General features: G+C 66.5%; 24 protein-coding genes. 11 read left to right on the top strand and 13 right to left on the bottom strand.

The annotated features are described in order from the left end of the window. Window positions 1-3: 3 nt before the first annotated feature. Genes ACIGFL_RS23575 through ACIGFL_RS23555 form a run of 5 tightly spaced genes read right to left on the bottom strand, consistent with a single transcriptional unit; the run spans window position 4 to window position 5,459 of the window. Entirely contained in the window at window positions 4-1,173 is a 1,170-nt protein-coding gene (locus ACIGFL_RS23575) for an acyltransferase family protein (RefSeq protein ID WP_397498760.1), read from the bottom strand. Between the two features lie 5 nt (window positions 1,174-1,178). Further along, window positions 1,179-2,006 carry a class I SAM-dependent methyltransferase gene (locus ACIGFL_RS23570; RefSeq protein ID WP_397498759.1) on the bottom strand — a complete coding sequence of 276 codons (828 nt, stop codon included), beginning with the start codon at window positions 2,004-2,006 and terminating at the stop codon, window positions 1,179-1,181. After that, complete coding sequence (locus tag ACIGFL_RS23565) at window positions 2,006-2,866, bottom strand: class I SAM-dependent methyltransferase (protein ID WP_397498758.1); 861 nt, start codon at window positions 2,864-2,866, stop codon at window positions 2,006-2,008. Before ACIGFL_RS23565 ends, ACIGFL_RS23570 begins: the two co-directional genes overlap by 1 nt. Then, window positions 2,857-4,455 (bottom strand): glycosyltransferase, encoded by a 1,599-nt coding sequence (locus tag ACIGFL_RS23560; RefSeq protein ID WP_397498757.1) that lies wholly within the window; start codon window positions 4,453-4,455, stop codon window positions 2,857-2,859. The genes ACIGFL_RS23565 and ACIGFL_RS23560 overlap by 10 nt, the downstream gene beginning before the upstream one ends. After that, window positions 4,452-5,459, bottom strand: coding sequence for a glycosyltransferase (locus ACIGFL_RS23555; RefSeq protein WP_397498756.1), 1,008 nt, complete (start codon window positions 5,457-5,459; stop codon window positions 4,452-4,454). The genes ACIGFL_RS23560 and ACIGFL_RS23555 overlap by 4 nt, the downstream gene beginning before the upstream one ends. 778 nt (window positions 5,460-6,237) lie before the next feature. On the opposite strand from ACIGFL_RS23555, the gene ACIGFL_RS23550 reads away from it, so the two are divergent. From ACIGFL_RS23550 to ACIGFL_RS23540, 3 genes are all read left to right on the top strand, one after another. Then, complete coding sequence (locus ACIGFL_RS23550) at window positions 6,238-6,558, top strand: DUF2388 domain-containing protein (RefSeq protein WP_122109994.1); 321 nt, start codon at window positions 6,238-6,240, stop codon at window positions 6,556-6,558. A 144-nt stretch (window positions 6,559-6,702) separates the two neighbouring features. Then, window positions 6,703-7,023, top strand: coding sequence for a DUF2388 domain-containing protein (locus ACIGFL_RS23545; protein ID WP_122109995.1), 321 nt, complete (start codon window positions 6,703-6,705; stop codon window positions 7,021-7,023). Next, on the top strand, window positions 7,020-8,972 hold the full coding sequence (locus ACIGFL_RS23540) for a DUF4105 domain-containing protein (RefSeq protein WP_397498755.1): 1,953 nt from the start codon (window positions 7,020-7,022) through the stop codon (window positions 8,970-8,972). Before ACIGFL_RS23545 ends, ACIGFL_RS23540 begins: the two co-directional genes overlap by 4 nt. A gap of 67 nt (window positions 8,973-9,039) precedes the next feature. On the opposite strand, the gene ACIGFL_RS23535 is transcribed toward ACIGFL_RS23540, so the two are convergent. After that, entirely contained in the window at window positions 9,040-9,441 is a 402-nt protein-coding gene (locus tag ACIGFL_RS23535; RefSeq protein ID WP_397498754.1) for a GFA family protein, read from the bottom strand. 70 nt (window positions 9,442-9,511) lie between these two features. On the opposite strand from ACIGFL_RS23535, the gene ACIGFL_RS23530 reads away from it, so the two are divergent. Both ACIGFL_RS23530 and ACIGFL_RS23525 read left to right on the top strand, forming a co-directional pair. Continuing rightward, window positions 9,512-9,901, top strand: coding sequence for a hypothetical protein (locus ACIGFL_RS23530; protein ID WP_397498753.1), 390 nt, complete (start codon window positions 9,512-9,514; stop codon window positions 9,899-9,901). Window positions 9,902-9,948: 47 nt separating this feature from the next. After that, the gene (locus tag ACIGFL_RS23525; RefSeq protein ID WP_397498752.1) at window positions 9,949-10,869 is read left to right on the top strand and encodes an AEC family transporter; all 921 of its coding nucleotides are present in this window, start codon (window positions 9,949-9,951) and stop codon (window positions 10,867-10,869) included. Here ACIGFL_RS23525 and ACIGFL_RS23520 read toward each other — a convergent pair. Then, window positions 10,850-11,620 (bottom strand): substrate-binding periplasmic protein, encoded by a 771-nt coding sequence (locus ACIGFL_RS23520; protein ID WP_397498751.1) that lies wholly within the window; start codon window positions 11,618-11,620, stop codon window positions 10,850-10,852. The genes ACIGFL_RS23525 and ACIGFL_RS23520 overlap by 20 nt on opposite strands. A gap of 189 nt (window positions 11,621-11,809) precedes the next feature. On the opposite strand from ACIGFL_RS23520, the gene ACIGFL_RS23515 reads away from it, so the two are divergent. Beyond that, window positions 11,810-12,940, top strand: coding sequence for a PilT/PilU family type 4a pilus ATPase (locus ACIGFL_RS23515; RefSeq protein ID WP_397498750.1), 1,131 nt, complete (start codon window positions 11,810-11,812; stop codon window positions 12,938-12,940). 128 nt (window positions 12,941-13,068) lie between these two features. Next, window positions 13,069-14,712 (top strand): Na/Pi cotransporter family protein, encoded by a 1,644-nt coding sequence (locus tag ACIGFL_RS23510; RefSeq protein ID WP_397498749.1) that lies wholly within the window; start codon window positions 13,069-13,071, stop codon window positions 14,710-14,712. Between the two features lie 7 nt (window positions 14,713-14,719). Here the strand turns inward: ACIGFL_RS23510 and ACIGFL_RS23505 are convergent, their stop codons facing one another. The 3 genes from ACIGFL_RS23505 to ACIGFL_RS23495 form a co-directional block, all read right to left on the bottom strand. Continuing rightward, window positions 14,720-16,228, bottom strand: coding sequence for an NCS2 family permease (locus ACIGFL_RS23505; RefSeq protein WP_397498748.1), 1,509 nt, complete (start codon window positions 16,226-16,228; stop codon window positions 14,720-14,722). Window positions 16,229-16,342: 114 nt separating this feature from the next. Continuing rightward, window positions 16,343-18,901 carry a TRAP transporter permease gene (locus ACIGFL_RS23500; RefSeq protein WP_397498747.1) on the bottom strand — a complete coding sequence of 853 codons (2,559 nt, stop codon included), beginning with the start codon at window positions 18,899-18,901 and terminating at the stop codon, window positions 16,343-16,345. A 146-nt stretch (window positions 18,902-19,047) separates the two neighbouring features. Next, the gene (locus ACIGFL_RS23495; protein ID WP_122110002.1) at window positions 19,048-20,019 is read right to left on the bottom strand and encodes a TAXI family TRAP transporter solute-binding subunit; all 972 of its coding nucleotides are present in this window, start codon (window positions 20,017-20,019) and stop codon (window positions 19,048-19,050) included. A gap of 171 nt (window positions 20,020-20,190) precedes the next feature. On the opposite strand from ACIGFL_RS23495, the gene ACIGFL_RS23490 reads away from it, so the two are divergent. Next, window positions 20,191-21,228 carry an AraC family transcriptional regulator gene (locus ACIGFL_RS23490; RefSeq protein ID WP_397498746.1) on the top strand — a complete coding sequence of 346 codons (1,038 nt, stop codon included), beginning with the start codon at window positions 20,191-20,193 and terminating at the stop codon, window positions 21,226-21,228. A 203-nt stretch (window positions 21,229-21,431) separates the two neighbouring features. Further along, the gene (locus tag ACIGFL_RS23485; protein ID WP_397498745.1) at window positions 21,432-22,433 is read left to right on the top strand and encodes an LLM class flavin-dependent oxidoreductase; all 1,002 of its coding nucleotides are present in this window, start codon (window positions 21,432-21,434) and stop codon (window positions 22,431-22,433) included. Between the two features lie 70 nt (window positions 22,434-22,503). Here ACIGFL_RS23485 and ACIGFL_RS23480 read toward each other — a convergent pair whose 3' ends face one another. After that, window positions 22,504-22,923 carry a hypothetical protein gene (locus tag ACIGFL_RS23480; RefSeq protein ID WP_122110005.1) on the bottom strand — a complete coding sequence of 140 codons (420 nt, stop codon included), beginning with the start codon at window positions 22,921-22,923 and terminating at the stop codon, window positions 22,504-22,506. An 85-nt stretch (window positions 22,924-23,008) separates the two neighbouring features. On the opposite strand from ACIGFL_RS23480, the gene ACIGFL_RS23475 reads away from it, so the two are divergent. Beyond that, a complete protein-coding gene (locus ACIGFL_RS23475) occupies window positions 23,009-24,067 on the top strand; it encodes an aminopeptidase (RefSeq protein WP_397498744.1) in 1,059 nt (352 codons plus the stop codon). Between the two features lie 61 nt (window positions 24,068-24,128). After that, on the top strand, window positions 24,129-24,359 hold the full coding sequence (locus tag ACIGFL_RS23470) for a DUF1161 domain-containing protein (protein ID WP_021443284.1): 231 nt from the start codon (window positions 24,129-24,131) through the stop codon (window positions 24,357-24,359). A gap of 102 nt (window positions 24,360-24,461) precedes the next feature. Here ACIGFL_RS23470 and ACIGFL_RS23465 read toward each other — a convergent pair whose 3' ends face one another. Further along, a complete protein-coding gene (locus tag ACIGFL_RS23465; protein WP_397498743.1) occupies window positions 24,462-25,109 on the bottom strand; it encodes an HAD family hydrolase in 648 nt (215 codons plus the stop codon). Beyond that, window positions 25,109-25,651 carry a gamma carbonic anhydrase family protein gene (locus tag ACIGFL_RS23460; protein WP_397498742.1) on the bottom strand — a complete coding sequence of 181 codons (543 nt, stop codon included), beginning with the start codon at window positions 25,649-25,651 and terminating at the stop codon, window positions 25,109-25,111. Before ACIGFL_RS23460 ends, ACIGFL_RS23465 begins: the two co-directional genes overlap by 1 nt. Window positions 25,652-25,711 lie beyond the last annotated feature (60 nt).

Genomic DNA, 25,711 nt, shown 5'->3' with positions numbered 1-25,711 from the left:
CTCCTAACGGTTAGCGAGTGGCGCATCGGTTGCACTTACCGTAGGGGCCTGCATGGGCTCCTTATTCAACATATTCAGGGCAACGCGGGCACCTCGACGGCGTAAGGGCAGTTCGATAAAGCGGTAATTCAGGTCGCTCAGAATTAACACCATTAGCACGGCAGAGCAGGTGAACAGCATAAACGCGTCTTGAGTCGGCAACTCGCCACCACTGTGGCGGTGCCAGAGCTCGCGCACCAGGTAGAAGCAGGGCATGTGGATCAGGTACATCGCGTAGGATCGCTCTCCCACCCAGACCAATGGCCGACGTATCCAGTCCTGTTTATAGAACAGGAGGTTGCCATCATGGCTGGCCACAAACACCAGCAGCGCCGCTAGCACGGCAACCACACTTAGGCGATAGGGCGCAACGTTGAGATGGTGCGACCCGAATGTCAGCAGCAATGTCAGCAAAAGCAACACGCTCAGGGTGCTGGCCAGGCGGCTGGCGAGAAAGTGCGGTCGCGCCAGTTCATAGGCACGCGTACGGCTGATCAGGGCCAGTAGAACGCCCAAGCACAGCGCGTCGGTCCTGAAGATCACCGCAAACATTGTGTCGCGCGGACTGATGAGCTGCATCAGCGCAATGACACAGACACCCCAGACCAGGTACTTGCGCAGGCATAACGCCAGGAGCGGAAGCAGAAAATAGAACTGTTCTTCCAGCGAAAGACTCCAGTAAACAGCTGTGGCACCGTATTCTTGGCGTCCCCATGCATCGGCCAGACGAAAGTTCGCCACATGCGCCAATCCGGCCATAGTGGCCTCAATATTGGCCCTTACGCCACCAAAGGCTCGACTGTCGTTAAGCAGTAGCGCCAGCAACAGCGGCACCATCAACCACAGCCAGGCCGATGGCCACAAACGCCAGGCACGCTTGACCCAAAACGCCAGCACAACTCGTGCTCGGTTATCGCCAGCCGCCTGCTCAAGTCGGGGCAGCAGGTCCCGCGCAATCACGAAACCCGAAATGGCAAAAAAAAGATCTACCCCAATGGCGCCACCAAAGTAGGTGAAAAACAGCTCCAGGGTTGGGTTTGTCCAACTGTAGAGATTGAAATGCGCATGATGAATGACCACAAGTAGGACTGCGATCCCACGCAACACTTCAATATCGAGTATTCGCCGGCTCATGCCGTTCACTTCTTACGGGCTACGATGATTTGGCTCTTCGGCAAAATACCATCCAGCACCTGTTTAACCGCATCGCCCTGGGGGAGGCTTAAGAGTTCAGCCCAAGTAGCATCCCAGTGCCTGATGATTGCCTCGTTCTGTCCATCCAGCGAGCTTTGGCCGCTGACCCAGAAAAACAACCACCACAGGGTGCGGTAGAAACCGTATTCGGTGTGCTGCTCGATGACCAATCCGGCCTCACTTACCAGCCGAGCGAACTCCTCACGCTCAAAGATGTGTATGTGATTGGGTTTTTGGAAATACGCGGGACTGGCAATCCCTTGCTGAGACCGCTCGCTCAGGGCTGCCGGCACGGAAATTAGGTACTGCGCACCGGGCTTGCCCACTCTGACCAGTTCAGCCAAAAAGGTTGCCGGATCGTCGACATGCTCCAGCACTTCCATCGCCACCACCTTATCCAGATGGGCATCGGGTAGCGGGATAGGATTGGCATCCGTGACCAATGGATGAACCGCGCGGGCGTCAGTCTCTCTCAGGCGCGCCACCGCCCGCTCAACGTTGCCTTCATCGATATCGGCAACATAGATTTCCGCGCCCTGGCGCCCACAGAAGAGCGTAAAGCCACCATCGCCACAGCCAATATCCAGCAGGCTGTCGCTGGCCTTCACAGCAAAGCCTGCAAACAACTCGCCGCTGTCATTCTTCAACCAGCCACTACGCGCCATATCGATAAGCCCCACCGGCAACAATACCGGGGCCTCCTCAACTGATACTGCCACAACAGCCTCTTGAGGCTTTAGTTGCGCAAAACGGCGTTTCAATCGCTCCAGCATCATCGGCTCCCAGATAGAGGTTTACGTGCCACCACGATCTGACTCTTAGGCAATAGTGCATCGAGCCGGCGTTTGATCGCCGGGCCGGCCGGCAGTTGCAGAAGCTGCTGCCATAAGGTCGCCCAGTCATTGAGTAGCTCCGCATAGGGTGGCGCAATCAAATCGTGGGTGGCCGCATCCAGTTGCTTGCCTTCTGCCTGGAAATCGGCCCAGTACAACATCATCCAAAATGCCCAATAGAAGCCGAAGTCATGGCGGCTGACGATCTCCAGCCCGCTGTCTTGGACAAGGTCGGTGAACATCGCCTCATCAAAGACATGCTGATGATTGGGCGCTGCGAAGTGCGAGTCCGGAGCAATACCCTGCTGCAGACGTTCTGAGCGTGCATGCGGTACAGCAAGCAGGTACAGGGCGCCTGGTTCGCCAACCCTGTATAGCTCTGCAAGCACCGCCGACGGTTCATCGACATGCTCAAGCACCTCTTGCGCGATTATTCGGTTGAAACAGGCATCACCCAATGGAAGGGGTAGTGCCTGGTTGACAATCCCCAGGTGACTGCCAGCGCTATCACGCAACAGATGGTTGAGATGAGTGATTTTTCCCTCATCACTGTCGAGAAATGTGACATTAGCCCGGTGACGGGCACAGAATTGCGTTGCCCCGCCAGCTCCACAGCCAAAGTCCAGAACGCGATCTGCGGAGCGGATGGGAAAATTGGGGTGCAGTTCACCGGTCTCGTTGTTAAACCAGCCACTGAGCACTGCATCATGAAGGCCACAGTAACGAGAATCGACTGTATGGCGAACCATTTGAACAGCTGGTTTTCTCCTGCGCATAAACCTGTTCCAAATCATGCGCATGCTGCCGCCTCAAGGAAAGGTTTGAGCTTGCCTTTAACCACCTCACGGGAGCAATGCTGACGCATGCGTTCAATCGCATAATCGGACATCGCCATGTATCGGTCAGGCTCGTTCAGATAGGCGTGGTAAGCCTCAGTAAACGCATTGCGCAGCGATGTCCAACTGACCTGCTGGCGACACGTGCGTGTCGCAAAGCGCGGGTCATGGGGCCAGCCTGTTGCCTCATCCCAGCTGTCGACAACAAACGCCATGCACTCATCAATGTAATCGACCATCCCGGAATGCTTCGGCGCAATCGCCGGCTTACCGCAGGACAGAAACTCCATCAGCGGCAAGCACTGGCCCTCGCCGTAGGACGCGTTGACCACATAGGCCGTGGCGCTGACCATGGCTTGGTAGTCGGTATCGTCCAGATAGCCATGGAGGAGGATCACTCGGCAGCTAAACGCCGGTAAGCGGGCCAGGTAGCGCAGCATCTCGACGATGGGCTGGGTACAGGCGCGATGGGTTAGCTTGAACAACAGCACCGCATCTTCTTTGTCGGAAAAAGCGCTGCAAAACGCACTGAGCATGTCTTGCCAGTTCTTGCGTCCGTCGTAAGGATTAAATACCGAGGTAAACACCACGCCGTCGAGCTCCAGAGCGAAAGACGCAGACTGGAACAGGGCGAGGGGAACTGAGTCATCTGGCACTGACTCAGGTAGCGGCTCGGGCTGAGCCGGCTCCCCAGCCTGAGAAGCTCGTCGCGGAACAGCTACACCGAGGTACCACGCCATCGCGTAACGTTTGCCGATTTTCCACCACTGTCGATCAAATATCCGCTTTCGGGCAGGCAGTCCCGGGGCAGGAATGACTAATTGTTGCCCCTCAGATGGCAACCGGGGAGCCATAGGCTGCTCTTCAGGCGATAGGTCACTGGCCGTGAAACGACGGTGAATGACATCGAGCTCATTCCTTATGGAAGACTCCAACTCAGGGTCGTCATGTGGAGTCGGGAGACCATGCACCACTGCATGCCAGTGTCCCGGGCTGGCCCTGAGAAACATCGACAAATCCAATACACCGGTATCGAATATGGTACCCCTGCCCTGAACTTGCCATGACCCAGAATAACGCTTGCTATCGCGCAAACAGCCAAAGGTATCCCAGACCGGTGCGGGTACGTTCAACAAGGGATAGTCCGGCTCCAGCACCCGATAAGCCGCCCTCACCGTGGAAATCGAATGAGTGATAGCCTGTCCTAGCTGGCGAAGCACCCAGCCCCAGTCCTCTTCCGGCCGCCCCAGCCAGGTTTCGTGCGGAATACTGTCAAACTCCCAGGCGAATACGGGGATTGTCGGGCACTGCAGATTCAGCAATGTCCGGTGTGGCGGCGAAAAGCTCAGGAACACACACGGCTCACCCCGGCGCGAACAGTCTAGATATACGGCGTCAACCTCATCTTCTGGGTGCTCGACAACCTGGACGTCGCCCAGGCTCTCTAAAACCGGGATGAACTCCCGCAGCACGAAAAAGTAGCTGTATTCAGCAGTGCCCAGACGGCTTTGCAAGTTCGTAGCACTGGTTTCGGAATAGACAAGAATCCTCATGAGATCGCCTGCGCGACATCTGCACTGGTTTGCACAGGTACGGCTTTAGACAGAAACGTTCTCACCACCTCCGAAATACGCTCATGTGATGCCTGCATCAGCATGCCCGTGCGTGCCGCTCGGGACTTGGCGCGATAGCACTCCGGAGCCTGCTGAGCCATACGAAAACTATCTGCCAGGGCCTGACAGAGTGAAGTCCAATTCAGGCGTAGCGATTGGTGATGCAATTTTTTATCGATATCTCCATTCCAGTAAGCCGGCTGAATATCACCGCCCACCAGAAATGCGTTTTCCGCCGTCAGCCAGTCGGCCAGTGCTCCGTGCACGGGCCCAATCACGGGCCTACCAGCACTCAGAAACTCCTGCGCCGTCAGCGCCGATGCCTCGGCCTCGTGAGGTGTAACAAGATAATCGGAGGTGGCAATCAGCGCCGCATAGTCCTGAGTTTCTAAAAAGGCATTAATCGCGACTACCCGACAACGGAATGGTGACAATCGAGAAAGGGTCGTGAGCAAAGGTATCAGACCGGATGTTTCTTTATGGTGAGTGAACTTGAGCACCAGTGTCGCATTGGGCTCATCTCGGAAAGTCCAGCAGAACGCCGTTAACAGCTCCATCCAACGACAACGCTCATCCTCTGCCCTGAGAATGCAGGTGTAGACAGTGCCAAAAAGTTTCAGCCGTTGCTCTGGCGGCGTTGCTGCTGGTTCAATCAGGGATGGCTGAGGGTGTTCACTCGGCGCCACCTCGGGAGCAGTGGCAGCCGGCTGCGGCGCCTCCGAAAAAACGTAAGCGACAACCGCCTCATGCCACCAGTTGAACACCAGTTGGCCACTAATACGCAACCGCTCGATAACCCCGGGAACAGCCGGCGGAGCTACAGGCTGCTCCGATTCCGGCAGGGCCTCAAATTGACGCTCCAGCTGGGGCTCCAGCCTAGCCAGGCCGTCTACTGACAAGCCAATACGTGGACTGTCAAGCAGATGCCCACGAAACACAAGCATGCGTGGGCGTTTGTGGGGAAGCTCGCCATGATCCGCACAGAGCCCCGCGAATCGCTCGGCAGGTTGTGCAGGTAAAACCTGCACTGGGTAGTCATCCCCCATCAGCCGCCTGATCGCTCCAGCAGCCTGCTGGCTAAATACCAATGCACCGCAACACGTCTCCAAGCCCCGTCGCCAATCACTAATCGGAGCCCGGTTGCAGGCTGGAGGAAATTCGTCATACGCCCAAGCACAGGCCAATACCCTAGGGGGCTGATCCTTATCTATCGGAAGCTGATAAGGAAGGCCAAAGAACAAGGAGATGGGCTGCTCCACACTCCCCGGAACAGACAAGACTCCAGACAGGGCCTCAGCGATGAAGTAAAACCCTTGACCAGGATTGCCCAACTCCATTGGCGGGTGCCCGAGGTTAAAAATACTTCGGGTTTGCATCGACATTTTTATAGTTGTGACGTCTAAAATTGCATCAAAAGGAGGGCTCCCAGATACCGAGGCGCCCCTAGGTTGTGCAAGCATTCTATGAGCCCCAATGACAATTCAACAAGGGACAGTTGGAAATTCCTAGCACGCACCAAACTGACTCCATAGTCATGAAAAGTGATCCTCGGCGGGTATCCCGGCCTTTGCCATCCGACGCAATCGTGGCGCGGTGAAATTCCTCTGAAAGACGCGCCAGCAGAACGCCAGCAACTGGTCGGCGCAAGCGCCCCTGAGCTAGGCTTGTTATTCCGGCCGCAGGCCCTCTGCACCGCCCATCTCGCCCGTTGAGGAATATCCCATGACCGCCTTCCGCATCCTGAGCGCCGCCACCCTCCTGGCGCTGGCCACCAGCGCCTCCGCCACCAGCTTCGTGGTCACCACCGACGCCATCGTCAGCGGCGTCGCCGCGACCAGCGAGGCCACCTCGGATATCAGTTCCTCGCTGCGCGACGACAAGGTCGTGCTCGCCGCCCGTGACGATGCCGCCAGCTTCGTCGCCAGCGCCGGCGAGATCCGCGGTGTGCAGCTGGAGGCGGCGCTGCTGCATATCCGCAGCCAGGTGCCGGCGCTGGCGGCGGCCGACGACCTGCACCTGGCCGAGGCCATCCTCAGCCTCTGATTGCTCCCCAGGCAACGCCGGCCGGCCCAGTTGCTGACCGGCGCGCGCCGGCCCCGTAAACTGCACGGGCATACGCGCCCGCCTGCGGAACCCCAACCGCGCGGGCTCGTCCAACCGTCCATTCGCCGTTTGCGGAGTTTCTCCATGCGTCATTCGCTTCTCGTCCTCGCCACCGCCTGCGCCCTGTTCAGCGGCCTCGCCCAGGCGCAAACCGTGGTCGCCACCAGCAATATCATCGTCCGCGCCCTGGATCGCAGCATCGACTTCACCTCCGATACCACCACCTCGCTGCGCGACATGAAGCTGGTGGTGCAGGCCCGCGACGACGCCGCCAGCTTCGTCGCCAGCGCCGGCGAGATCCGCGGCGCGCAGCTGGAGGCGGCGCTGCTGGCGATCCGCACGCAACTGCCGCAAGCGCGTAGCGCCAGCGACCTGCAACTGGCCGAAGCCATTCTCGCCCTGTGAGGTCCCTGCGCGCCTGGTGCTGCGCCGCGCTGCTGGCGCTCAGCGGCGGCGTCCAGGCCGAGCTGCGCCTGGTGCTGGAGCACGACCAGCTGAGCGCCGCCGAGCGCCAGGCCAGCCAGGCGCTGCTCGACGACGCCCTGGCCGCCCTGCCGCCGAGCTTCGTCCAGCGCCTGGCGCGCAGCGTGAAGGTCGCCTGGCGCGACGACCTGCCGGCCAACGCCTACGGCCGCGTCGGGCGCTGGTCCGGCATCGAGCTCAATGCCAGCCTGCTGCCGGCGCTGACCGACGGCACGGCCGCCACGACGCAGACCGGACGCGTACACGGCAGCCAGCGCCGCGAACTGCTCGCCACCCTGATCCACGAGCTGACTCACCTCTACGACCGCGCCCAACTCTGGCCCGCGGCGCAGCGCCGGCAACTGCAGCGCTGCCGGCAACGCGCCGAGTCGCGGGGCCTGGTCGGCCTGCCGGACAGCTGTCGCGGGCAGACTGCGCGGCGCTTCACCCTCAGCGACGACCCGCGTCTGCTCGACCTGGCCGGCTGGGCGCAGCAGGTCGGCCGGCGCGGCGCGCGCGAGCAGGACAACGGCCAGGTCGCGCGCAGCCCGGACGTCTACGAGCTGAGCCGGCCGCTGGAGTTCGTCGCGGTCAACCTCGAGTATTTCCTCCTCGACCCCGGCTACGCCTGCCGTAGGCCGTCGCTGGCGCGCTACTTTCGCGAGCATTTCGCCTGGGCGCCGGCGCAGGCTGACTGCGCCGGCGGTCATGCCTACCTCAACGCCGGCCGCGACTTCGCCCGCCAGCCGCTGGGCCGCCTCGATCCCGAGCGGGTCTATGCGGTCGACTACCTGCTGGCCGAGGCCAACCAGCAATGGATGAGCCGCTGGGGCCACAGCATGCTGCGCCTGGTGGTGTGCGCGCCGGGCCGACCGCGCGGCCCCGACTGCCGGCTGGATCTCGACCAGCACCTGGTGCTGTCCTACCGCGCCTTCGTCGGCGACCTGCAGCTGTCGAGCTGGGATGGCCTGACCGGCGTCTACCCCTCGCGGCTGTTCGTCCTGCCGCTGGAGCAGGTGGTCGAGGAGTACACCAAGGTCGAGCTGCGCAGCCTGGCCTCGGTGCCGCTCAAGCTGTCGCGCGACGAACTGGAACAGCTGGTCGCGCGCGCCGTCGAGCAGCACTGGAGCTACGACGGCGACTACTACTTCATCTCCAACAACTGCGCGGTGGAGACCCTCAAGCTGCTGCGCAGCGGCACCGCGCATCCCGATCTGCAGGCGCTCGACAGCATCCTGCCCAACGGCCTGCTGCAACTACTGGCGGCGCGCGGCCTGGCCGACACCGCGGTGCTCGACGATCCCCGCGAGGCGCTGCGCCTGGGCTATCGCTTCGATTCGTTCCGCGAGCGCTACCAGGCCATGTTCGCCGTGCTGCGCCAGCGTCTGCCAATCGCCCAGGACAACGTCGAGGCCTGGCTGGAGCAGCCCGCCAGCGCACGCCGCGACTGGTTCGCCGAGGCCGACCTGCGTGCCAGCGCCGCCCTGCTGCTGCTGGAACAGGCGGCCCTGCGCCGCCAGCTGCTGCTGGCCCAGGACGAGCTCAAGCGCCGCTACCTGAGCGGCCGCGCCGCCGGCGACCCGAACCTGGACAAGGCCGGTGCGGCACTGGAGCAGATACTGGCCGGCAGCGGCTTTCTCAGCCGCCCGGCCGAGCTGCTCGACGGCGGCTACGGCCTGCCCCAGGCCGGCGAATGGCACAGCCTGGAAACCCAGAGCCGGCAGCGCCAGCAGCAACTGCGTCAGCTCAGCGACGAGCTCGACGCGGAAGTGCGCAAGCTGCTGGCGCCCGCGCGCCTGGCCGAGCTGCAGGCCAACGAGGCCAACCTGGCGGCCCTCGGCGCGCACCTGCGCAAGTTGCACCAAGACAGCGGCGGCCTGCAGTTGCCCTGAGTTATACGGCCAGGAATCTGGTGCGCGCAGCCCGGACGGCCCCGCGATACCCCGCACCCGCGACCGGCTAGAGAATCTCCTCGTCTTCCTCCGGCAACTGCGGGTCGACGCTCAGCCAGGGCAGCCGGCTGCGCACCCAGATATGCCGATTCGCCGGCGCCCGATCGGGCTGGTCGAGGCAGGCCACGCTGATATCCAGGCTGTGCGGGCTGAGCGCGCTGAACAGGGTCAGCTGGGCACCGCAGTGAGGGCAGAAGCTGCGCGTGCAGGTCGGCGTGCTGGCGTACTCGGCGGGCGTGCCGCGCAGCCAGCGGAAACTGCTCAGCGGCACCGTCAGCCAGGTGACCAGGATGCCGCCGCTGCTGCGCCGGCAATCCGCGCAATGGCAGTGGGCGATATCCGCGAGCGGGGCGTCGAAGGCATAGCGCAGCTGGCCACAATGGCAGCCGCCCTGGTGCGAGGCGGGCATGGCAGGAACTCCGCGAAGGGCTCGCCAGCAGTCTAGACTCTGACGGTCACCTCAACGCCCCGGGTTGCCCATGCGCGCCTTGCTCCTGCCCCTGCTGCTGGTCGCCACGGCCCTGCTCGCCGAGCAGGACGAGCGCGCCTGCATCGACTGGCTGCAGCGCTGGCAACTGGAGCTGCCGGCGCAGTTCGCCGGCTGCGCCGAGGAGGGCGACGGCGCGGCGCTGTACCGGGTCGCCGCCGGCCAGGCCGAGGCCCTGGAAGCCCTGCTGATCCGCCAGTTCGGCATGGCGCCGCTGGAGTTCCGCGGCTCGGACTGGGAGCCGGCGCGCCCCGGCTACCGCCGCACGGCGGACGGCGAGCACCGCATCGTCCTGCACTCGACGCCGACCCTGGCCAACCGCCGCGAGGACTGGGAACGGCTCGACTTTCACCTGCGCATCAGCGCCCTGCCGCCGAGCTGAAGGCTTGCGCCGAGGCGCGCAGCTGGTCGACTATCGCCGCTTTGCCCATGGAAGAAGCTGCCGTGATCGACCTGTTGCTGGCCCTCTGGCCGCTGTTCGCCATGATAGTCGCCGGCTACTGGCTGCGCCTGCGCGACTTCCCCAGCGAGGCGTTCTGGCCCGGCGCCGAGCGCCTCAACTACTTCATCCTGTTCCCCGCCCTGCTGTTCTCCAGCCTGGCCCAGGCGCCGCTGAGCAACCCGGCGCTGCCGCGCCTGGCGCTGGCGGTGCTGCTCGGCCTCGGCATCGCCTGGTTCGCCCTGCTGCTGCTGCGCCGTCTGCGCGGCTGGCCGGCCGCGCGTTTTGGCGCCTTCACCCAGGGCATCCTGCGCTTCAACACCTACCTGGGCCTGGCCGCGGTGGGCAGCCTGTTCGGCCAGGACGGCCTGACCCTGGCGGCGCTGATGCTGGCGCTGATGGTGCCGACGGTGAACGTGCTGTCGGTCTGGTCGCTGACCGCCGAGCGCGGCGTCAGCGCGCGCGGCCTGCTGCTGCCGATCGCCAAGAATCCGCTGATCCTCGCCTGCGTCGGTGGCGCCCTGGTCAACCTCGCCGGCATCGGCCTGCCCGGCGGCAGCGATCGCCTGCTCGGCCTGCTGGCCGCCGCCAGCCTGCCGCTGGGCCTGCTCTGCGTCGGCGCGGCGCTCAAACCCGAGCAGCTCGGCGGGGAAATTCCGGCGCTGGGGTGGAACAGCGCCCTGCGCCTGCTGGCCATGCCGCTGCTGGCCTGGGCGGTGGCCTGGGCGCTGGCCCTGCCGGCGATGGAGAGCGCCGTGCTGGTGCTGTTCTTCGCCCTGCCCACCGCGCCGACGGCCTATGTGCTGACCCGCCAGCTGGGCGGCGACAGCCAGCTGATGGCCGGCATCATCACCCTGCAGACGCTGCTGGCGGCGGGCAGCCTGGTGGCGATCATGGCGCTGCTGGGCTGAGCTCAGGCGGCTGCAGATAGGCCTCGAGCAGGCGCTGGTAGGCGCCGCTGGCCTGCAAGGCGGCCAGGCCGAGGTCGAACTCGGCGATCAGCTCGGCGCCGCGCGGATGGTTGCGCGGAACGATCAGGTGCAGGGTGCTGTTGCCGAACACTCCCCGCGAGCGGTGGAAGCGGCCCGCCGGCGCCCCGGTGGCGCGCAGGGCGCTCTCGCCCAGACGGCGGTCGGCGATGAACAGGTCGTCGCGCGCCAGCAGCAACAGGCGCGCGCACTCGTTGAGACCGAGCGGCGAATGGCGGGTCAGCAGGCCCTGGTCGAGCAATGCCTGGATCGGCGCCGGCGGCTGCCAGCCGAGCGGGTAGCACAGGCGCTTGCCGGCCAGGCGCGACAGATCCGCCACCTCGATGGCATCGCCGGCGCGACTGAACAGGTGCTGTTCGGCGACGAACAGCGGCGCCGAGTAGAGGAATTCCGCCTGGCGCTGGGCGCCGGGGACATAGGGGAAAGTGGCGTCGTAGTCGCCGCGCAGGGTCTTCAGGTAACCGCGCTTCCACGGCTGCCACGCCAGCGTGGCGGACAGCCCGCGCTCGGCCAGGGCGGCGTGCACCACCTGGGTCAGCAGGCCGCCGCCGGGCAGGCTCTGGCCGGTGAAGGGCGCGTAATCGTCGCCGGTCACCAGGCGCAGCTCGGCCGCCCAGGCGGCGCCGCTCAGCGCCAGCCCCAGGAGCAGGCACGCCCGCCATTGTCCCGCCATCGATCCCCAGCCTTAGCGTCGGCCCAGCGCCCGAACGCAACGAATTCGCTCCAGTGGCCATAGTGTAGAGCTTCGGGCACCGGCACTTCAGAGCTATTCACGGCGCCACGCACTCCTTGATCCAAGGCAAGCCGCGCCAACCCCGGCCGACTATGCTTGGCGTGATCCGATCGACCAGTGACCATTCCGATGAACGACCCCCAGAGCCCCGAGCAGCCCGACGTTTTCCCCTACCTGCAGCTGATGCACCAGCACGGCGGCTCCGACCTGTTCTTCAGCGTCGGCGCGCCGCCGCACATGAAGGTCGAGGGCCACAGCCAGCCGCTCGACACCCACACGCTCAAGGCTGGCGAGGTGCAGCAGCTGGCCTATCAGCTGATGACCCAGAAGCAGATCGCCGAGTTCGAACGCGATCTGGAGATGAACCTGGCGGTAAGCCTGCAGGGCGCTGCGCGCTACCGGGTCAACGTCTACTACCAGCGTGGCGAGGTGACCATGGTGGTGCGCCTGATCAAGGCGCAGATTCCGAGCTTCGAGGCGCTCGGCCTGCCCAAACTGCTGGAGAAGCTGTCGATGCAGGATCGCGGCCTGATCCTGGTGACCGGCGCGGCCGGCTCGGGCAAGTCGACCACGCTGGCGGCGATGCTGGACTTCCGCAACCGCCACAAGAGCGGACATATCGTCTGCATCGAAGACCCGATCGAGTTTCTCCACGAGCACCAGCGCTCGATCATCGACCAGCGCGAAGTGGGCCTGGACACCCACAGCTTCGCCGACGCCCTGCGCAACGTGCTGCGCGAGGCGCCGGACGTGATCATGCTCGGCGAGATTCGCGACGCCGCCACCATGCAGCACGCCCTGCACTATGCCGAGACCGGCCACCTGTGCCTGGCCACGCTGCATGCCACCAGCAGCAGCCATGCGGTGGAACGCATCGTGCGTTTCTTCCCCGACGAGGCGCGCAAGCAGGTGCTGGCCGACCTGGCGCACAACCTGCTGGCGGTGATCGGCCAGCGCCTGGTACCGGGCCGGGCGCAGAAGCGCGTGGCGGCGGTGGAGCTGATGCTCGGCACGCCCTATATCCGCGACCTGATCCAGCGCGACGAGCTCGACCAGCTGCGCGAGGCCACCGCGCGCGCCGCCGAACAGGGCCTGCAGACCTTCGACCAGCACCTGTTCGCCCTGCTCGAGGCCGGCCGCATCAGCCTGGCCGAGGCGCTCAAATACGCCGACTCGCGCACCGACCTCAGCCTCAAGTTCAAGCTCCAGCGCGGCTTCTCCGCCGACGAGGCCGAACTCAAGGTGTTGCGCGACGGCTGACTGGCGCAACGGCGAATTCCGGCCGATGCTAAGTACAAGCCGGATAAAACATTTCTCGCCGGCCGGCTACGCAACCTGCGTCGCGATCGCGACCGATCGCCAGCGGGCTCGCAAGGGGGAGCCGCCTTATGCTGACCCTGCTCAATCTGTTGTCCGCCATCGCCCTGCTGGTCTGGGGCACCCATATCGTGCGTACCGGCATCCTGCGGGTATACGGCTCGCACCTGCGCAAGATCCTCAGCCACAACGTCGGCCGCCGGCCGCTGGCCTTCGCCGCCGGCATCGGCGTCACCGCGCTGGTGCAGAGCAGCAACGCCACCGCGCTGCTGGTCACCTCCTTCGTCGCCCAGGGCCTGATGGCGCTGGCGCCGGGGCTGGCGATCATGCTCGGCGCCGACGTCGGCACCGCGCTGATGGCGCGGGTGCTGACCCTCGACCTGAGCTGGCTGAGCCCGCTGCTGATCTTCCTCGGGGTGATCTTCTTCCTCTCGCGACGGCAGACCCGCGCCGGCCAGCTCGGCCGCGTGGCCATCGGCCTGGGCCTGATGCTGCTGGCGCTGGAGCTGATCGTCGCCGCCGCCACACCGATCACCGAGGCACGCGGCATCCGCGTGCTGTTCGCCTCGCTGACCGGCGACCTGCTGCTCGACGCCCTGGTCGGCGCGCTGTTCGCCCTGCTCACCTACTCCAGCCTGGCCGCCGTGCTGCTCACCGCGACCCTGGCCGGCGCCGGGCTGATCAGCCTGCCGGTGGCCATCGGCCTGGTGATCGGCGCCAATATCGGCAGCGGTCTGCTGGCCTTTCTCACCAGCAGCCTGCAGACCCCGGCCGGTCGCCGCGTGGCGCTGGGCAGCCTGATCTACAAGCTGATCGGCCTGCTGCTGGTGCTGCCGCTGCTGCAACCGCTGGCCAACTGGCTGGACGGCCTGAACTGGCGTCCGGCCGAGCTGGTGATCTTCTTCCACCTGCTCTACAACGGTTTGCGCGCCCTGCTGATGCTGCCCACCGTGGGCTGGATGGCGCGCTTCTGCAACTGGCTGATGCCGGACCGCGCCGAAGAGGCCGGCATCGCCCGCGCGCGCCATCTGGACGCCACGGCGCTGGCCACGCCGAGCCTGGCACTGGCCAATGCGGTGCGCGAAACGCTGCGCATCGGCGATCTGATCGAGGCCATGCTCGGCCACCTGCTGCCGGTGCTGGAACACAACCAGCCGGCGACAAGCAAGGAGCTGCGCCTGCTCAACGACGACGTCGCCAGCCTGTGCCGGGCGGTCAAGCTTTACCTGGCGCAGATCCCGCGCGAAGCGATGAGCGAACACGAGAGCCGGCGCTGGGCCGAGGTACTCGAGCTGGCGGTGAACCTGGAGCAGGCCGGCGAGCTGATCGAACGCATGCTCGGCAAGATCCAGAACGAGAAGACCGCGCAGCGCCGGGCCTTCTCCGACAAGGGCCTGGAGGAGCTGACCAGCCTGCACGGACAGCTGATGGCCAACCTGCGCCTGGGCCTGAACGTGTTCCTCAGCGCCGATCACGCCAGCGCCAGCCAGCTGCTGCGCGAGAAGCGCCGCTTCCGCGCCCAGGAGCGGCGCCTGGCCCATGCGCATATCGGCCGGCTGCAGCGCCAGGTGGTGCAGAGCATCGAGACCAGCTCGCTGCACCTGGAGTTGATCGCCGACATGAAGCGCCTCAATTCGCTGTTCTGCTCCAGCGCCTACGTGGTGCTGGAGGGCGGCGAGACCGGCGCGCTGCAGCTCGAAGAAGGCGGCGAATAGCCCCGCGTCAGTCCGCGTCGGCGGCGCGCGCGGCCGGCGCCGACTCCACCCCACGCCAGGCGTACCAGGCGAAGAACAGCGCCATCAGCAGGTAGCCGTGGACGAAGTCCGGCGCGGCGTACCAGGCCAGCTTGGGCGCGTGCATCAGGCCGACGCAGGCCATGGCCGCGGCGACCAGGGCGAAGACGGTGGCCTGGCGGAACTGACGGTCGATCACCGCCGCGCACATGGCGCCGAGCAGGATGGCGCTGAACATGGCGCCCTGGCCGAGGGCGCCGATGGCCGTGGAGATGCCTTGCACCACCTCCGGCGCGCCGCGGTTGAAGCGGGTCATCAGGTAATTGGCGAAGTACGGCAGCATGGCCAGCGCCACCGCCGGGTAGTAACGGGCGTGGTTGCTGTTGAAGGCGGTGGCGATCATCGACATGCCGACGAACACCAGGATCGGCGCCACCACCGCCACCGGAATCAGCGCGGCGACGAAGGCGATCAGGCCGAACATGGTGGCCAGGCCGTAGACCGCGCCGTTGAGCAGGCTGTAGCCGCGCCCGGCGCCCATCCACTTCGAGCCCACGGTGGCAATGTACACCGTGGTGGGGAACACCCCGCCGAACAGCGCACCGAGCAGGGTGCCGACGCCGTCCACCGCCTGGCATTCACGCACGCTGTAGCGGTCGCCGGCGGCGCTCATGGCCTCGACGTTGTTCATGGTCTCGATGGCGTTGTACAGGGTGATCGGCAGGATCACCGTCATCAGCGCCAGCATGCTGGTGAACAGCAGGCCAAGGCCCTCGTACCAGGCCAGGTTGGGCAGCAGCGGGTAGAAACCCAGGTGGGTGAAGGCGTCGCTGAACTTGCCGCTGTCGGCGGCGCCGACCAGGTAGGCCAGCGCGGTGCCGACGACGATGGCGAACAGCGAGGCCGGCAGGCGCAACGGCATGCTGATGCGCGCCACCAGGCCGACCAGGGTGATGGCCAGCACCAGCAGGCCGATCATGGGAATTTCCAGGGTCTTGAACAGCATCTCGCCGGCGATGAAGGTCAGCGCCACCCCGGCCACCGCGCCGAGCATGGCCGGGCGCGGCAGATGGCGTTGCACCCAGTTGCCGATCAGGCTGATCGCCGCCTCGATCGCGCCACTGATCAGGCAGGCCGCCACCGCCACCTTCCAGGCCAGCTCGGCGTCGCCGGTGAGGTTCTTCGCCGGCAGCAGCACGCCGAACAGGAAGACGAACATCACCGGGGTGCTGATGCCGTAGGACAGCGCGGTGACGTCGGCGCGGTTCTCCTTGCGGGCCAGGCGCGCGGCGCTCCAGGCGTAGTAGAAGTTGCCGGCCATCACCGCCACCGCCGCACCGGGCAACACCTGGCCGAACACGATCTCGGCGGGAAAACCCATGCCCAGCATGCTGATGGCGATGATCACGAAGTTGGCGATGTTGTTCTGGAACAGGGCGAAGAAGGCGTCGGTGTCCTCCTTCTTGTACCAGGGGTAATGCACGCGCGGCGTCGACATGGCGGGCGGAATCCTTGTTGTCCGAATGGTCAGGTCGGCGAGTCTAGCAACCCGCCGCCGGGGCATAAACGAACAAGGCAGCCGAAGCTGCCTTGTTGCGGTGACACCGGATCCCTACGCCGGCTGCGGCAGCTGACGGCGGCGCTGCAACCAGACGATCAGGGCGAACAGCATAAAGCCCGGCAGCCACATCAGCTCCTTGGTCCAGCGGTCGGTCGGCGCCCGCACGCTGAGGATCTGCTGGTCGAACTCCAGGCCGGCGTCGGCCGCCAGGCTGCCGAAGGTGACGCTGTCGACCAGCACCTTGTCGCCCTCCTCGTAGAGGTTCAGGCCGAGCTTGGCCAGGCGTTCCTCGCCCGAGGCGCCATCCGGCACCGCCAGCAGCAGGGTGAACTCGCGCGGGTCGCCCACCGCGTTCTCGCCGAGTACGCGCAGGCGCAGCTGGCTGCCGTCGGCGACGCCGTCGAGGGCCTGCGCCAGCTGGGCCGGCGGCACGTCCTGGTAGGGGTCGTGGAGCCTGTCCATCCAGAAGCCGGGGCGGAACAGGGTGAAGGCCACCAGCAGCAACAGCAGGCTCTCGTACCAGCGGCTGCGCACCAGGAAGAAGCCCTGGGTGCCGGCGGCGAAGATCAGCATGGCGATGGTCGCCACGATGAAGATCAGCACGCCGTGCCAGAAGTCCACGTCGATCAGCAGCAGGTCGGTGTTGAAGATGAACAGGAACGGCAGCGCCGCGGTGCGCAGGCTGTAGAAGAAGGCCACCAGGCCGGTCTTGATCGGGTCGCCCTTGGACACCGCGGCGGCGGCGAACGAGGCCAGGCCCACCGGCGGGGTGACGTCGGCCATGATGCCGAAGTAGAAGACGAACAGGTGCACCGCGATCAGCGGCACGATTAGGCCGTTCTGCTGCCCCAGCGCCACCACCACCGGCGCCAGCAGGCTGGACACCACGATGTAGTTGGCGGTGGTCGGCAGGCCCATGCCGAGGATCAGGCTGAACACCGCCACCAGCACCAGCATCAGCAGCAGGTTGCCCATCGACAGCAGCTCGACCAGGTCGGCCAGCACCAGGCCGACGCCGGTCTGCGACACCGCGCCGACGATGATGCCGGCCGCCGCGGTGGCGATGCCGATGCCGATCATGTTGCGCGCGCCGGCGATCAGGCCTTCGCGCAGGTCGATCACGCCGTCGACGAAGGTGCCGTGGTCGTGGCTGCCGTCGTGGCGCATCCAGCTCAGCAGCGGGCGCTGGGTGAGCAGGATGATGATCAGCATCACGCTGCCCCAGAAGGCCGACAGGCCGGGCGACAGGCGCTCGATCATCAGGCACCAGACCAGCACCACCACCGGCAGCAAAAAGTGCAGGCCGGAGAGCAGCACGGCACGGGTCTCGGGCAGCGACTCCAGCGGCGCATTGGGGTCTTCCGGCGGCAGCACCGGCACGCTGGCGGCGACCTTCAGCAGGCCCAGGTAGACCAGCGCCAGCAGCACGCCGATGCCCGGCAGGGCGTAGTCGCCGAGCGCCGGCTTGAGCCAGCCGAGGCCGTAGTAGACCGCCAGCGACAGGCCGCTGATCAGCGCCGCGCCGAAGGCGAAGCCGGTCAGGCGGCGCAGCCAGGGCTTGGGCTGATGGCCGCCGATGGGCTGCAGGCCGAGCTTGAGCGACTCCAGGTGGACGATGTAGAGCAGCGCGATATAGGAGATCGCCGCCGGCAGGAAGGCGTGCTTGATGATCTCGACATAGGGCATGCCGATGTACTCGACCATCAGGAAGGCCGCGGCGCCCATCACCGGCGGCATGATCTGGCCGTTGACCGAGGAGGCCACTTCCACCGCGCCAGCCTTATCCGCGGAGAAGCCGGTGCGCTTCATCATCGGAATGGTGAAGGTGCCGGTGGTGACCACGTTGGCGATCGACGAGCCGGAAATCATCCCGGTCAGCCCGGACGACAGCACCGCCGCCTTGGCCGGGCCGCCGCGCAGGTGGCCGAGCAGGCTGAACGCCAGCTGGATGAAGTAGTGCCCGGCGCCGGCCCGCTCGAGCAGGGCGCCGAACAGCACGAAGAGGAAGACGAAGCTGGTGGACACGCCGAGGGCGATGCCGAACACCCCCTCGGTGGTGATCCACTGGTGGTTGGCCAGGGCGTTGAAACTGACCCCGCGGTGCGCCAGCAGCCCCGGCATGTACGGGCCGGCCAGGCTGTAGACGAGAAACACCAGGGCGATGATCGCCAGCGGCGGGCCGAGCGCGCGGCGGGTGGCCTCCAGCAGCAGCGGAATGCCGATGCAGGCGGTGACCAGGTCGCCGGTGGTCAGGCTGCCGGGGCGCAGCGCCAGCTGCTGGTAGAAGACGAACAGGTAGGCGGCGCTGGCGGCGGCCACCAGGCCGAGGGCGATATCCAGCAAGGGCACACGGTCGCGCGGCGACTGCTTGAACGCCGGGTAGGCGAGAAACGCCAGCAGCAGGGCGAAGGCCAGGTGAATGGCGCGGGTCTGGGTATCGTTGAGCACGCCGAAGCCGAGCACGAACGGCAGCGGCGAGGCGATCCACAGCTGGAACAGCGACCAGAGCAGGGCCAGGCCGGCGATCACCTGGGCCATGGCGCCGACGGGCAGACGCGCGCCGACATCCTGGGCGATCAGTTCCTCGGTGGAGAGTTGCTTGTCATGCATGGGATCAAACCTGCATTCGAGTCATCGGAGAACGGCAAAACCCGCAGGCCTGCGCCGTGCGGGTTTGCTTAACACTAGAAGCGAATCGGGCGCAGCGCCCGCCGGAAAGGCCAACCGGCCTGCTCGGCAGGCCGGTCGCTGGCAGCTTACAGCCAGCCGCGCTCCTTGTAGTAACGCGCGGCGCCTTCATGCAGCGGCGCGGTCAGGCCGACCTTGATCATGTCGGCTTCCTTGAGATCGGCGAAGGCCGGGTGCAGGCGCTTGAAACGCTCGATGTTGTCGAACACCGACTTGACCAGCTGGTAGACCACTTCCGGGTCGGCGTTGGCCGAGGTGGAGAGCACGGCCTTGCCGCCGATCGACGGGGTCGGCGCATCGTTGCCCTTGTACAGGCCGCCGGGGATGTCGGCCTTGGTGTAGTAAGTCTTCTCGGCCAGCAGCTTGTCGATCTCGGCGCCGGTCACCGGCACCAGCACCGCGTCGGTGGTGGTGGTGGCTTCCTGGATCGCGCCGTTGGGATGACCGACGAAGTAGGTCATGGCGTCGATGTTGTTGTCGCCCAGGGCGCTGGCCTGCTCGGCCGGCTTCAGCTCGGCGGCGAGGGCGAAGGCGGAACGATCCCAGCCCTTGACGGCCATGATCTCTTCCAGGGTGTCGCGCTGACCCGAACCCGGGTTGCCGACGTTGACGCGCTTGCCCTTGAGGTCGTCGAAGCTGGCGATCTTGGCGTCGCGGCGGGCGAGGATGGTGAACACCTCGCTCTGCAGGGAGAACACCGCGCGGATGTCGCTCATCGCGCCTTCGGCCTCGAACGGCGCCGCGCCGTTGAGCGCCTTGTACTGGTGGTCCGACTGCATGATGCCGAAGTTGAACTCGCCGCTGCGGATGCCGTTGACGTTGGCCACGCCGCCACCGCTGGCCGGGGCGTTGCACTTGATGCCGTGCTCGGCCGCACCGCGGTTGAGGAAACGGCAGATGGACTGGCCGGCCACGTAGTAGACGCCGGTCTGGCCGCCGGTGCCGATGGTGACGAACTTCTCTTCAGCCTGTGCCATGCCACTCAGGGTAGTGCCTGCGAGTGCGGCGGACAGGACCCATGCCAAGGATTTGCCTTTCATGGGAGATCTCCTTTTTCTGTTGTTGTAGAGCGAGCGCGCCTTGTGGGCGACGTTCGGGAGGGCAAGTCTAACCGCTCGGCGCCAATATGCACGCGCCAACGACCAATCGGTCGTAACCGCGTGTGGCGCGCCGGGCTATCGCCGTTCTCCGCCATTGGGCAGAATCGGCACATGTCACACGCCATTCACGAGTCGCCGCAGGCCTCGGTCAGCGCCAGCCTGACCCAGGCGATCCTGCACGCCGCCAGCCGCCTCGGCCTCGACCGCCAGACGCTGCTGACGGCCTGCGGCCTGCACGAAGGGCAACTGGCCGACCCCGACGCGCGGGTGCCGTTCAGTGCCCAGGAGGCACTGTGGCGCGAACTGGATGCGCGCCTGCAGCACCCGGAGCCCGGCCTGCTGCTCGGCCGCAGCCTCACCCCCGGCCCGTTCAGCGTACTCAGCTACCTGCTGCAGAGCAGCGCCACCCTCGGCGAGGCGCTGACCGCCGCGCTGCGCTACCAGCGCCTGGGCGGCGAAGGCGGCGAGCTGCACATCGAGGAACGGGGCGAGGCCCTGCTGCTGCTCTATCGCCCGCTGCACCCGCAACACCCGGCGACGCGCATCCGCGTGCTGGCGATGATGACCTGCTGGGTGCAGATGACCACGCCGCTGCTGGACGGCTTCCACCTGCTCGGCGCGCAGTTCCGCCACGCCGCACCGGCGGATCTGGCGCCCTACCGCGAGGTGTTCGCCTGCCCGCTGCAGTTCGCCGCCGCCGACTACGCCATCGCCCTGCCCCGCGCCCTGCGCGACGTGCCGCTGGTGCAGGCCAACCCGCCCTTGCAGCAGCTGCTGCGCCAGCACGCCGAAGCGCTGCTGGCGCGCCTGCCCAGCGCCAGCCTGAGCGCGCGGGTGATCGGCCTGCTCGGCGAACAGCTGGCCCACGGCGAACCGGATCGCGGCGAACTGGCGCGCGCCCTGCTGCTCAGCGAGCGCACCCTGCAGCGGCGCCTGGCCGAAGAAGGCTGCAGCTACCAGCAGCTGCTCGCCGACACCCGCCGCCAGCTGGCCGAACAGCACCTGCGCGAAGGCCGCCTGCCGGCCGCCGAGATCGCCCTGCTGCTGGGCTACTCCGAGCCCAGCGTATTCTTCCGCGCCTTCCGCCAGTGGACCGGGCTGACCCCCGGCGAATACCGCGCGCGCCACGGCAGCGGCCCCGCCACCTGAGCCCGAGCCCTGCATCAGCCCCTTCGCCGCCATGGCCGCGCGCCGGGTCGAACTGGCTGCGGGTCGCCCGGCTTCTCGGCGTCGAATCGGCCCGCAACGACCTCGGCGCATCAGCCGCGTCGATGATGACTATGCCCCTGCACGGCGTGCGCCGCCCGGACTCAAGGGGTTAGAGTGGCCGGCCACGCAACGAGGAGCCCCTCATGAGCCGACTGGCCTCGATCAAGCTGTCCACCCTCGACCTGGCGCCGATCCGCGACGACGGCGACGCCGCCCAGGCCCTGCACAACTCGCTGGCGCTGGCGCGGCACGTGGAAAGCCTCGGCTTCCAGCGTTTCTGGGTCGCCGAACACCACAACATGGACGGCATCGCCAGCTCCGCCACCGCCGTGCTGCTCGGCTACCTGGCCGCCGGCACCTCGCGCATCCGCCTCGGCGCCGGCGGGGTGATGCTGCCCAACCACGCGCCGCTGGTGATCGCCGAGCAGTTCGGCACCCTCGCCACGCTCTATCCCGGGCGCATCGACCTGGGCCTGGGCCGCGCGCCCGGCGCCGACCAGTACACCGCCCACGCCCTGCGCCGCAGCCGCGACGGCAGCGCCGAGGATTTCCCCGGCGACGTCGAGGAGCTGCAGGCCTACCTCGGCCCGCGCACCCCGGATCAACGGGTGATCGCCATGCCCGGCGCCGACACCCAGGTGCCGATCTGGCTGCTCGGCTCCAGCCTGTTCAGCGCGCAGCTGGCGGGAATGAAGGGGCTGCCCTATGCCTTCGCCTCGCACTTCGCACCGCGCTACCTGCACGAGGCGCTGCGCATCTACCGCAACCACTTCAGACCTTCCGAGGTGCTGGACAAACCCTATGTGATGCTCGGCGTGCCGCTGCTGGCGGCCGACAGCGACGAGCAGGCGCAGTACCTGGCCACCTCGGCGTTCCAGCGCATCCTCGCCCTGCTGCGCGGGCAGAGCCTGGTGCAACGGCCGCCGGTGGCGAGCATGGAAGGGCTGTGGTTGCCGCACGAGCGCCAGGGGGTCAGCGAGTTCTTCGGCCTGGCCGCCATCGGCGGACCGCAGACCGTGCGCAGCCGCCTGGAGCAGCTGCTGGAGCAGACCGAGGCGGACGAGCTGATCTTCACCTGCGATATGTACGACTTCGCCGACCGCCTGCACGCCTTCGACATCCTCGCCGAACTACAGCGCGGCTGAACCAGCCGGCGGACAAGCTGCGGGTTGTCCAACCTGCTGCTCGGACGAGGTGGGGACGCTGCCGCCTCAGCTAGATCGCGGTGCCGCAGCGCATCACCTTGCCGCGCGCCAGCACGTTGCGCTGCTCGTCGTAGAGCCAGGCCTGGGCGGTCATCGCCATCGAGCGGGCCTCCACCCGGTAGCGCTGGCCGGCGGCGAACTCGTCGTAGCGCAGGCGCAGTTCGCAGGTCAGCAGCAAGGGTTCGCTGTTGAAGCCCATGCCGCCGCCGCGGCTGGCCTCGAACTGCAGGCGCACCAGCAGTTCGTGGGCACCGGGGCCGACCTGGAAGTAGCGACCGTCCGGCCAGCGCTTGCGGTCCAGGCGGTCGGCCATCAGCAGGTCGCCGGCCGGCGCGTAGAGATCGACCCAGGCCTGTTGCGGGTCGGGTTTCGGCAGGGGTGAAGCGCAGGCACCGAGCAGCAGCGCGGCGGCGATAAGCAGGGCACGCATGGCGACCTCCGGTCTGTGGCGCGAAACCCTAGCCTACGCCCATTCGGCGCTGGAGGCAGCTGCGCCGATGGGGTAGCGTGGCGCCATGCCCATCGCCCGCCTCCGCCTGCTGCGTCGCCTTAGCGCTCCCCTGCTCGCTCTGCTGCTGGGCGGTTGCTCGACCCTGGACTACTACGCCCACCTCGGCCAGGGCCAGTGGCAGCTGCTGCAGGCACGCCAGCCGGTCGCGCGCCTGCTCGCCGATCCCGCCACCGAGCCGCAGCTGGCGCGGCGCCTGGCCCTGGCACAGCAGGCACGCGACTTCGCCAGCAGCCAGCTGGGCCTGCCAGACAACCGCAGCTACCGCCTGTACGCCGACCTCGGCCGGCCCTTCGTGGTATGGAACCTCTTCGCCACGCCGGAGTTTTCCCTGGAGCCCGAGCTGCACTGTTTCCCCATCGCCGGCTGCGTCGCCTACCGCGGCTATTACCAGCTGGGCCGCGCCCGCGGCGGCGCCGCGCTGCTGCGTCAGCAGGGCCTGGACACCCATATCGGCGGGGTGGAAGCCTATTCCACCCTCGGCTGGTTCGACGACCCGCTGCTCAACACCATGCTGCGCTGGAACGACCAGCGCCTGGTGGCGGTGATCTTCCACGAGCTGGCGCACCAGCAGTACTACCTGGCCGGCGACACCGCGTTCAACGAGTCCTTCGCCACCTTCGTCGAGCGCGAAGGCCTGCGCCAGTGGCATGCCAGCCGCGGCGAAGCGCACGCGGACGACGGCGAGCGCCAGCGCCAGCAGTTCGTCGACCTGGTGCTGGCCAGCCGCGAGCGCCTGCAGCGGCTGTACGCCAGCGAACTGGACGCGGCGGCGATGCGCGCCGCCAAGCAGGCCGAGTTCGAGCGCCTGCGCCGCGACTACCGCGCCCTGCGCCAGCGCGAATGGGGCGGCAACGGCCGCTTCGATGCCTGGATCGAAAGCCCGCTGAACAACGCCAAGCTGCTGCCGTTCGGCCTCTACGACCAGTGGGTGCCGGCCTTCGCCGCGCTGTTCGCCCAGCACGCAGGCGACTGGGCGGCCTTCTACCGGGCGGTGGCCGCCCTTGGTCGGCTGCCGCAGGCAGAGCGTCGCGCGGCATTGGACAGGCTGCAGGCCGGCGGCTAGAACTGGCCAACCCATCTGCCTGTCGAAAGTGACAGGACTCGCTCGACACCGGAGGTAAGCGATGCAACGCCTGATACCCACCCTGGCCCTGATGCTGCTCGCCGCCGGCGCGCAGGCCGCGCCCAAGCCCTGTGAAGAACTCAAGGAAGAAATCGAAGTGAAGATCCAGGCCGCCGGCGTGCCCAGCTACACCCTGGAAATCGTCGCCAACGACGAGGTCACGGATCAGAGCATGGTGGTCGGCAGCTGCGACGGCGGCAGCAAGAAGATCATCTACCAGAAGAACGGCTGATACCTCCCCTCAGCTGGCCACCTCAGTTCTTGCAGGCGCGAGCCGGCTCGCGAAGCCCTCGCCTGGGCAGCATTCGCGAGCAGCGCCCGCTGCTACAGCCTCTCAGCAGATGAATGCCCGGTGCAGCTCCTCCAGCGTCGCGAAGTGATAGGTCGGCGCCTCGCCGAGCAGCTCCTCGCGACTGCCGAAGCCGTAGCCCACCGCCGCCGCATCCAGGCCGTTGCGCCGCGCGCCGATCAGGTCGTGCTTGCGGTCGCCGATCATCAGCGCCGTCTGCGGCGCCAGCCCCTCGCATTCCAGCAGATGCGCCAGCAGCGCCACCTTGTCGGTGCGCGTGCCGTCCAGCTCGCTGCCGTAGATGCGCTTGAAGTGCCCGGCGAAACCGAAGTGACGGGCGATCTCCTCGGCGAACACCGTCGGCTTGCTGGTGGCGATATACAGGCTGCGGCCCTGCCCCGCCAGCTCGCCGAGCAGCGCCGGCACGCCGTCGAACAGGCGGTTCTCGTACAGCCCGGTGACCTTGAAACGCTCGCGGTAGTGATTGACCGCCTGCCAGGCCGTGGCCTCGTCCAGCGCGTAGCTGGCCATGAAGCACTGCATCAGCGGCGGGCCGATGAAATGCTCCAGCGCCGCCAGGTCCGGCTCGTCGATGCCCAGCTTGGCCAGGGCGTACTGCACCGAACGGGTGATGCCCTCGCGCGGGTCGGTGAGGGTACCGTCGAGGTCGAAGAGGATGGTCTGGTAATGCATCAGCCGTCATACCCCTCGACCAGATGCAGGTCCTTCAGGCGCACGTAGTTGGCCGCGCTGTAGGCGAAGTAGCTGCGTTCCTGCTCGGTCAGCGGCCGGGCCTGTTTTACCGGGCTGCCGACGTAGAGGTAGCCGCTCTCCAGGCGCTTGCCCGGCGGCACCAGGCTGCCGGCGCCGATCACCACCTCGTCCTCGACCACCACGCCGTCCATGACGATGCTGCCCATGCCGACCAGGATGCGGTTGCCCAGGGTGCAGCCGTGCAGGGTGACGTTATGCCCGACCGTCACCTCGTCGCCGATGATCAGCGGATAGCCGGCCGGGTTGAACGGCCCGGCGTGGGTGATGTGCAGCACGCTGCCGTCCTGCACGCTGGTGCGCGCACCGATGCGGATGCTGTGCATGTCGCCGCGCACCACCACCATCGGCCACACCGAGCTGTCGCTGCCGATTTCCACATCGCCCAGCACCACGGCGCTGGCGTCGACGAACACCCGCTCGCCGAGCTGCGGGCTGAACTGTTGGTAGCTGCGAATCGCCACGATAGAAATCTCCTGGGCTGCGGGAAAGCTTGATTGTAATTAAGATGGCCCCCATGTCGG

Origin of the sequence: Pseudomonas sp. NPDC077649, assembly GCF_044542855.1 — a bacterium.
In the GTDB taxonomy this organism is placed as follows: domain Bacteria; phylum Pseudomonadota; class Gammaproteobacteria; order Pseudomonadales; family Pseudomonadaceae; genus Aquipseudomonas.
The sequence above is the reverse complement of the archived record's forward strand: the minus strand, read 5'-3'. Positions and strand labels throughout refer to the sequence as shown.

Excerpts from the sequence above, each read along its gene's own strand:
- ACIGFL_RS23575 (WP_397498760.1), bottom strand. The coding sequence starts at position 1,173 with ATGAGCCGGCGAATACTCGATATTGAAGTGTTGCGTGGGATCGCAGTC.
- ACIGFL_RS23570 (WP_397498759.1), bottom strand. The coding sequence starts at position 2,006 with ATGCTGGAGCGATTGAAACGCCGTTTTGCGCAACTAAAGCCTCAAGAG.
- ACIGFL_RS23565 (WP_397498758.1), bottom strand. The coding sequence starts at position 2,866 with ATGCGCATGATTTGGAACAGGTTTATGCGCAGGAGAAAACCAGCTGTT.
- ACIGFL_RS23560 (WP_397498757.1), bottom strand. The coding sequence starts at position 4,455 with ATGAGGATTCTTGTCTATTCCGAAACCAGTGCTACGAACTTGCAAAGC.
- ACIGFL_RS23555 (WP_397498756.1), bottom strand. The coding sequence starts at position 5,459 with ATGCTTGTGTTTCGTGGGCATCTGCTTGACAGTCCACGTATTGGCTTG.
- ACIGFL_RS23550 (WP_122109994.1), top strand. The coding sequence starts at position 6,238 with ATGACCGCCTTCCGCATCCTGAGCGCCGCCACCCTCCTGGCGCTGGCC.
- ACIGFL_RS23545 (WP_122109995.1), top strand. The coding sequence starts at position 6,703 with ATGCGTCATTCGCTTCTCGTCCTCGCCACCGCCTGCGCCCTGTTCAGC.
- ACIGFL_RS23535 (WP_397498754.1), bottom strand. The coding sequence starts at position 9,441 with ATGCCCGCCTCGCACCAGGGCGGCTGCCATTGTGGCCAGCTGCGCTAT.
- ACIGFL_RS23530 (WP_397498753.1), top strand. The coding sequence starts at position 9,512 with ATGCGCGCCTTGCTCCTGCCCCTGCTGCTGGTCGCCACGGCCCTGCTC.
- ACIGFL_RS23525 (WP_397498752.1), top strand. The coding sequence starts at position 9,949 with ATGGAAGAAGCTGCCGTGATCGACCTGTTGCTGGCCCTCTGGCCGCTG.
- ACIGFL_RS23520 (WP_397498751.1), bottom strand. The coding sequence starts at position 11,620 with ATGGCGGGACAATGGCGGGCGTGCCTGCTCCTGGGGCTGGCGCTGAGC.
- ACIGFL_RS23515 (WP_397498750.1), top strand. The coding sequence starts at position 11,810 with ATGAACGACCCCCAGAGCCCCGAGCAGCCCGACGTTTTCCCCTACCTG.
- ACIGFL_RS23510 (WP_397498749.1), top strand. The coding sequence starts at position 13,069 with ATGCTGACCCTGCTCAATCTGTTGTCCGCCATCGCCCTGCTGGTCTGG.
- ACIGFL_RS23505 (WP_397498748.1), bottom strand. The coding sequence starts at position 16,228 with ATGTCGACGCCGCGCGTGCATTACCCCTGGTACAAGAAGGAGGACACC.
- ACIGFL_RS23500 (WP_397498747.1), bottom strand. The coding sequence starts at position 18,901 with ATGCATGACAAGCAACTCTCCACCGAGGAACTGATCGCCCAGGATGTC.
- ACIGFL_RS23495 (WP_122110002.1), bottom strand. The coding sequence starts at position 20,019 with ATGAAAGGCAAATCCTTGGCATGGGTCCTGTCCGCCGCACTCGCAGGC.
- ACIGFL_RS23490 (WP_397498746.1), top strand. The coding sequence starts at position 20,191 with ATGTCACACGCCATTCACGAGTCGCCGCAGGCCTCGGTCAGCGCCAGC.
- ACIGFL_RS23485 (WP_397498745.1), top strand. The coding sequence starts at position 21,432 with ATGAGCCGACTGGCCTCGATCAAGCTGTCCACCCTCGACCTGGCGCCG.
- ACIGFL_RS23480 (WP_122110005.1), bottom strand. The coding sequence starts at position 22,923 with ATGCGTGCCCTGCTTATCGCCGCCGCGCTGCTGCTCGGTGCCTGCGCT.
- ACIGFL_RS23475 (WP_397498744.1), top strand. The coding sequence starts at position 23,009 with ATGCCCATCGCCCGCCTCCGCCTGCTGCGTCGCCTTAGCGCTCCCCTG.
- ACIGFL_RS23470 (WP_021443284.1), top strand. The coding sequence starts at position 24,129 with ATGCAACGCCTGATACCCACCCTGGCCCTGATGCTGCTCGCCGCCGGC.
- ACIGFL_RS23465 (WP_397498743.1), bottom strand. The coding sequence starts at position 25,109 with ATGCATTACCAGACCATCCTCTTCGACCTCGACGGTACCCTCACCGAC.